A 6,680-nucleotide genomic window follows, 5' to 3' on the forward strand; every position below is an offset into this window, starting at 1 on the left:
ATTGGGAACTATGAATTGAAAGGAGAATTTTATGATGAAATGCTTCGAAATCCTATAGATCATGATTATGAAGTGGAATTTGATGAGGCTCAAAATTCAAAAGAGATTATTACAACAATGGGATGGGGGGCGTTGGAAAGCAAATATACCGAGATTTGGGATAAAGAGTTGAATCAAATATATAAAACGCTACTTTCTAAGTTGGATAGGGAACCAAGAGAAGCACTAATTGAGTCGCAGAAAGAATGGCTACAGTATCACTTAAGGGAAACAAAATTTGTAGAGAAGACATTTATCAATAGTGGTTACCTTGGAACACGAGGATCGGTAAGCCTAGGCATGGTTATACGGGAGAGAATTAAGGAAAGAACAATGCAATTATTTGAATATCGATATTTGTTAGATGCTGAAGTTGAGTTTTTATACCAAAGTAAAAATAGAGTTGGAATCTGGATCAATGGTTTTAGGTGATGCTTCGAAGTCAGTAACGGCGCATAACAATATGTTCAAGTTCCGGTGATACCACGCCTTGGTCGCCTGAGACGCTTCGATGAAGTGAATTCAGACGACACTTTGATTTTACTTAAGATAAGAGCTATCTAAGTGGAATCAAAGTCAGAAATGGACATACGATAGGCGAAACCGCGAAGTGTATTGAAAAAACAAAAGGAGTTAGATGCGAACATGGAATTAAAACTTGTCCCAGTAAATCCTGAAGATAAAAGTATACTAATTAATTTATATGAATTGTACGAGTATGACTTCAGTAAATATACAGGTCGAGATATAGATAGAAACGGAAAATTTGAAGTAAATATAGATTATTATTGGGAAGGCGACGAAAGATGGAATCCATTTTTTATAGAAGTAGCAGGTATAATCGTTGGTTTTATAGTAGTCCTTTTTGAGAATATGGATACTGATCCACATCCGACACATGTGATATACGATTTTATGGTTTTACAGAAATACAGAAGATCGGGTATAGGTCGTAAAGCAACAATAGAAGCATTTAAGATGTACAAAGCGAATTGGAAAATTTCGCAAATGGAGAGCAATCTTCCGGCAAGGACATTTTGGAAAAGTGTAATAGAAGGTTTTAAAGGAACTAATTACACTGAACACTATGTACAAGATCGAAAAAAATATATACAAGAATTTAGTACAAGAACTTAAAAGCATTTAATGAGGAATAATTCAGTACAGCATCGCCTAACATCATATTTACACTGCGGACCGGCTGGTACTGAACCTAGGTCCGCCCGAGGCATTCCAAGGAAGTGGCCTCGCAGGGTTCGTAAATACGGGTACGTTATACGTTAGAATCAAAAACAATAGAAAAAGAGGGTCATATACTATATAAAGCTTCAATTTGGATATGAAGGGATACCATATAATAAGTTATAAACCAATTCAAAAATTATTGATTGACAGGGAAATTAAGAAAAAATGACGGGGAGTTCATCGGCAACGATGGCAAAACTCAATACGAATGAGTATGTGTCGTTAGACGTAATCGATAAATTATGTACGGCATTGGGATACCAGCCTGGAGATTTATTGGAGCATATAGCAGATCAATGATGGGATGAAAATATCTGCTGATTATTTGAAGATGAGATCCGTCGCTTAACATAATATTCAAGCAACGACTCTTCATGGAGTCTTGGTCTGTTGGAGGGATTTCGTGGAAGCAGATTCAGCAGACACACCCAGCATTCACTTAGTCGTGAATACAGGAGCGTTATCTGAAAGAGCTTGAAACATAATTAATGAGGGTGAACTCGATGGAGTTGTACAACACAAAGAATGAACTAGATCGCATTGATTTTCATGATTGCATAGTTGAATCAATTTACTTAGAAGAGAATAAGATTACTTTCAATATAGAATCAGTTAATGTATTGGTTGGTCATATGTTAAATCCATATGATGTTGCTAAAAACACTGACCAATGCACTTTAGAATTTATCAATGTTGAGAGATATGAGTCAGGGTATTTTGAACGGGAGAAGGATACAAGGATAGATATTGAATTAATTCATAATAATGATTTTGAAATACTTAAATTTGATATCCTTGCAGAAGAGGGTATGAACCTATATAAGCTATTTGGAATGGCGTCAAACTTTAATAATGAATTTTTTGAAATAATTATAAGAGCTGAATATACAAACATTAAGTGGAATAAGTACGTTTCTAATGCTTGGTTTGTCAATTGGCCAAAGACTAAATAGCTTTTTATATCGCAGATTCGAACAAAAATTCCCCTTAGATAACAACGTATTCACGCGGGAAGCCCATGGCGGCCCTTAAGCCAGTAAGGGTTCGTGAATACAAGAGAGTTATATGAAATCAGCAAACATATACAACGTATTTATTTGGGTGCATATAATTTTGTCAGGAAGTGATTGAGTGAATAAAGAAATTCTACTTGAATGGGATAACCAGTATAATGCGATGAAACGCACGAAAGAAAATTACTGGAAAACCTATAGGAAGTGGCGTGACGAGAACAAAAGCGATTATCATGATACTTTTATGGGAAAGTTATATGATGAATTTATAAGTCTTGAAGAGCGTGCCATATACCTAAAATATAGTTTTAATACAACAGAAGCAGTGGTATTTTGCTCAATTAATATCTTTTACATAGAAGAGCAAATAGGCACTTATGATATAGAGTTCTTTTTGAACGGTGAGATCGCTGATGATTACCTGGATTTTGGAGACGTATTACTTAAAGATCGGATGATTAAAGTAAAGCATAATTTGAAGACTGCAAGAAGCGCTTTAAAACTGGGATTTGAAGTATCAGACATTTTGAAAATCTCAGAAATCCCACTCAATTATATAGAAATATTAAAAGAAAAATATAGTTGATATAAAGGGAATGGTATAAGAGAAATAAGTGATTCGAAGAAGCAGATGACATCCTATAACATTATATTCACACTGCGGACATTCGTCCTTGGCCCGGCATTCGCCGAACACCCGACATACGTCGGGTCGTGAATACAGGAACGTTATACGCAACCCCTTAAGAATGTTAAACCATGCAACCAATTAATAACAAATAATAAATATAGGTGAAAGAATACATTTACAACGTAGCAGTTGAAAACCAGGATAAACGGAATATTAGAAGGTGTACCATATAACAATAAATTTCCACATCGTTAGTTATGCTCCTTGGTCATCAAGAGGAATACCAGAGAAGCGGATTCATAATAAAGTGCAAACTAAAGAATATTTCTATTATGCGAAAGAGAGGATCAAATGAATTATCATTTTGGTTTTTCATGGAAGGGTCTGATCATCTTTTTATTGCCAATGATACCAAATTTATTTTATTTTTTAATTCCTGCGTCAGATATATCAGGAAACAATGCAAACAGCCATTTGATTTTAGATGTTTTGGAGCACGGAAGTCAGGCGATATTTTTCTTTCTTCTGATATTCGTTGTAAGAAAACAAGCATCTGAAATGCGATGTCCGTATATAATTGGTATGGCAATAATGTTGATTTTTTATTATGGGCTATGGATATTGTATTTTACAGGCAACGCAAACTCGATTATTTTTTTGGGGATGGCCGTTCTCCCGGTAGTATATTTTATATTAGCTGAGATTTGGCTTCAAAATTATCTGGCTATTATACCAACAGTACTTTTTGGTATTGTGCATGTCATTAATACATATTTGTCTATTGCGAATTAAAGGGAGGACAACAATCCTCTTAAATTTTGATTGTTCGTTCAGCATGTATTCTATATCAAGGATTAAGTCCCGAATGGTGAGGTTAGAAGTAAGCCATAGCTTAAGGCAGGGGTGTCCAACGTGAGCAGTAATCTGAATGAAGCCATCGGCAAATCTCCGGTCCGAGGAACACAAGCCTCTTATAAGGCTAGCGTTCATTGGATGAAGTTACTACACAAACCAAAGTTGATACTGCTGAAGGCGTACGAGAGTAAATGAGGGCATCTTTCCTATGCGGAAACGGATTTGATAGGAGCAAAAGATAGAACCAAAAGATAAAATACGTAAAGACATATTAAATATATAAAACACACAAGACATATAAGGATGTGGAATCGAAGAAGGAAGGGCAGCGTATAACAATGCATTATTGCTTCGTCGCTGACGCTCCTCGGTCTTCAAGAGGGATTTCGGAGAAGTGGAATCAGGCGACACATCCAACCGGCTAAGTGGCAAAGCCACCCGGACCTCCGGTCCTTAAGACGTTTGGACGTCAGAAATGCGCAACGTTATACGCAATACCCTAAAATTAAGAAGAAACTAAAGAACAATAAAAGAAGAAACATAATAAAACTTAATTGAAGGTGATAATTATGAAAGATTGGGACTACAGTAAGCCTTGGTTCCATGGCTCGCCATTATTTCTAAATGAATTACTAGTCGGAAGCACAATAACTCAAGATCGAGAGTTAGCGAGAATCTTTTCGCAGAAACCATCTATTGTTTCTTTTGATGAGAATGGCGCAAGATTTCATAATGGTAAGTTATGTGGATACATTTACATAATTGATGAGGAAATTATAAGTGAGGATGTATATCCACATCCAGCAACTACCATGAAACCTGGTGAAGAATGGCTCATAAAAAGAGGATTAAAAGTACGAAAGATAGATGAAACAAAAACAAGAGCGGAAGAACAACTTTCAGAGGAAGAGGAGTTAGAATTATTGGAAAAGTTAAATAACAGATAGCCCATAGCTTGGTCACAGAAGAGGGTGCTGTGTATAACAACATATTCACGCATCGTTCCATCCGGCTCTCGGTCCAGAAGGGGCATTTCGGGGAAGTGGGGACAGCCCGATAATCCTGCACTAGCTAAGGCCCTCTGACTCGGGGTATTTGCCCCTTAAGCCAGTGAGAGTTCGTGAATACAGGAACGTTATGCAAACTTAACAAAGAACTATTAAAACAGTATTCTATCATGGGAGTGAAATCTTTGATTGAAAACAATATCCAAATTCGAAGAGCAGAAGCAAAAGATGCAAAATATCTCGCTAAACTTAACGTTGAATTTAACGGAGTGGGAATTTCAGAGGAAGAAATTATTGAAGGCTTATCTTATTCAAATGAGATTGTTGTAATAGCCTTAATCAATGATCTACCCGTTGGATTCGCATGTGCTCAGTATTTTAAATCAATCTGTTATTCAGAACCGTATGCAGAAGTAACCGAATTGTATATTATGGGTGACGCTAGAAGGAAGGGAATTGCTACAAAGGTATTAGACTTTGTTGAGAAAGAACTTATATTAAAAGGCGTTAGATCGGTGAAAGTGCTGACAGGTAAAAAGAATGAAACAGCGATAAAAATATATGAAAAATCAAATTATATAAAGAAAGAAGAGCAAGTACTACAAAAGAAAATATAGATGAAATAGAACAATAAAGATGTATAGAACTTAAAGGATATAAAGAATGTGAAAGTAAGTCAAGAGGTCGTTAACAACGGATAACATAATATTCAAGCTACGGCTCCTTCGGAGCCTGGGTCTGTAGGATAGAATACGAAGAGGAATATCAGAAGATAACCCCTTCGGGGTTCATGAATACAAGAATGTTATATGCAATTGCCGAAATGCTAATCAAAACTTTATAGGGGCTGGGGGATTTCATCGGCAACGATGGCAAAGCTCAATCCGAATGAGTATGTATCTTTAGAAGTAATTAATAAATTATGTACGGCATTGGAATGCCAGACTGGAGATCTTTTGGAACATCTAACAGACTAATGAAAGAATAAAATATAAGAGGATGTTGGCTAACTGGAAGAAATGATTCCGTCGTATAACATAATATTCAAGTAACGGCTCCTTACGGAGCCTGGGTCTGCAGGATGGATTTCGGAGAGGAATTTCGGCAGACAACCCCTTTGGGGCACATGAATACAGAAACGTTATCTGACATAAACCTATTACATTTTAGGAGCAAATAATGAATATCACTTTCTCGAAATGGGTGCAATATTATCGAAGAAATAATCAAAACCTCAAATATATTCATTGGGATGACAACTATAAATTAACAACTAATGAAAGAGAAATAATCATTAAGTCAATTCAACAGTTTCAATTAGGAGAAAACTCTGAAGGTAAATATCTAATTAAACGTGCGCAAGAATATGTACATCAGACACAAGATCAGGATTACTATGAAGCGCTTATAGAATTCATTAAAGAAGAACAGAGGCACGCTAGAGATCTGGGCAGATTTATGAAGGTACAGGGAATCCCACTCCTTCGTAGACATTGGGTGGACAATGTATTTCGAATATTACGTCGATATGCGAGTCTAGAACAATCAGTCATTGTTCTATTAACCGCTGAGATCATTGCTAAGTTGTACTATAAAGCCTTGCAAAAATCTACAAATTCAGAAGTATTAATAGATTTATGTAATCAGATTTTAAGTGACGAGGAGAAACATGTTCAGTTTCAATCCGAAACACTTCATAAATTTGCTCAAAATAGAAACGTCTTCTTTAACAGAATAGTTTATGGAGCTAGAATAAAAAGTGGACACCCGTTAACGGACGGAAGGATAATAAGACTAACGGAGGTGTCCACATGGGAGAACAGCGGCAACGATATAACGAAGAATTCAAGAAACAAACGGTCAAATTTATTCAAGAGCAGACGAAGACAC

At 36.2% G+C, this 6,680-nt stretch carries 8 protein-coding genes and 2 pseudogenes; all 10 read left to right on the top strand.

Going from position 1 to position 6,680, the window contains the following annotated elements:
• On the top strand, positions 1 to 471 hold a 471-nt coding region (locus AC1DE7_RS31425; protein WP_477535878.1), incomplete at its 5' end, for a lysozyme inhibitor LprI family protein.
• A gap of 213 nt (positions 472 to 684) precedes the next feature.
• The gene (locus tag AC1DE7_RS31430; protein WP_477535879.1) at positions 685 to 1,176 is read left to right on the top strand and encodes a GNAT family N-acetyltransferase; all 492 of its coding nucleotides are present in this window, start codon (positions 685 to 687) and stop codon (positions 1,174 to 1,176) included.
• Positions 1,177 to 1,393: 217 nt separating this feature from the next.
• Positions 1,394 to 1,584, top strand: a pseudogene (locus AC1DE7_RS31435) (helix-turn-helix domain-containing protein).
• 203 nt (positions 1,585 to 1,787) lie between these two features.
• Complete coding sequence (locus tag AC1DE7_RS31440) at positions 1,788 to 2,237, top strand: hypothetical protein (RefSeq protein WP_477535880.1); 450 nt, start codon at positions 1,788 to 1,790, stop codon at positions 2,235 to 2,237.
• A gap of 178 nt (positions 2,238 to 2,415) precedes the next feature.
• Positions 2,416 to 2,883, top strand: coding sequence for a hypothetical protein (locus AC1DE7_RS31445; protein WP_282321800.1), 468 nt, complete (start codon positions 2,416 to 2,418; stop codon positions 2,881 to 2,883).
• A gap of 396 nt (positions 2,884 to 3,279) precedes the next feature.
• Positions 3,280 to 3,720, top strand: coding sequence for a hypothetical protein (locus tag AC1DE7_RS31450; RefSeq protein WP_477535881.1), 441 nt, complete (start codon positions 3,280 to 3,282; stop codon positions 3,718 to 3,720).
• A gap of 632 nt (positions 3,721 to 4,352) precedes the next feature.
• Complete coding sequence (locus AC1DE7_RS31455) at positions 4,353 to 4,730, top strand: hypothetical protein (RefSeq protein ID WP_419892067.1); 378 nt, start codon at positions 4,353 to 4,355, stop codon at positions 4,728 to 4,730.
• A 245-nt stretch (positions 4,731 to 4,975) separates the two neighbouring features.
• Positions 4,976 to 5,407 (top strand): N-acetyltransferase family protein, encoded by a 432-nt coding sequence (locus AC1DE7_RS31460; RefSeq protein ID WP_477535882.1) that lies wholly within the window; start codon positions 4,976 to 4,978, stop codon positions 5,405 to 5,407.
• Between the two features lie 228 nt (positions 5,408 to 5,635).
• Positions 5,636 to 5,767, top strand: a pseudogene (locus AC1DE7_RS31465) (helix-turn-helix domain-containing protein); the annotation flags it as partial.
• Positions 5,768 to 5,969: 202 nt separating this feature from the next.
• Positions 5,970 to 6,680 (top strand): ferritin-like domain-containing protein (locus AC1DE7_RS31470; protein ID WP_477535883.1); only part of this gene is annotated, 711 nt, incomplete at its 3' end.

Source organism: Paenibacillus sp. 10L310, assembly GCF_056395745.1.

Coding starts and splice junctions, on each gene's coding strand:
- AC1DE7_RS31430 (WP_477535879.1), top strand. CDS start 685: ATGGAATTAAAACTTGTCCCAGTAAATCCTGAAGATAAAAGTATACTA.
- AC1DE7_RS31440 (WP_477535880.1), top strand. CDS start 1,788: ATGGAGTTGTACAACACAAAGAATGAACTAGATCGCATTGATTTTCAT.
- AC1DE7_RS31450 (WP_477535881.1), top strand. CDS start 3,280: ATGAATTATCATTTTGGTTTTTCATGGAAGGGTCTGATCATCTTTTTA.
- AC1DE7_RS31455 (WP_419892067.1), top strand. CDS start 4,353: ATGAAAGATTGGGACTACAGTAAGCCTTGGTTCCATGGCTCGCCATTA.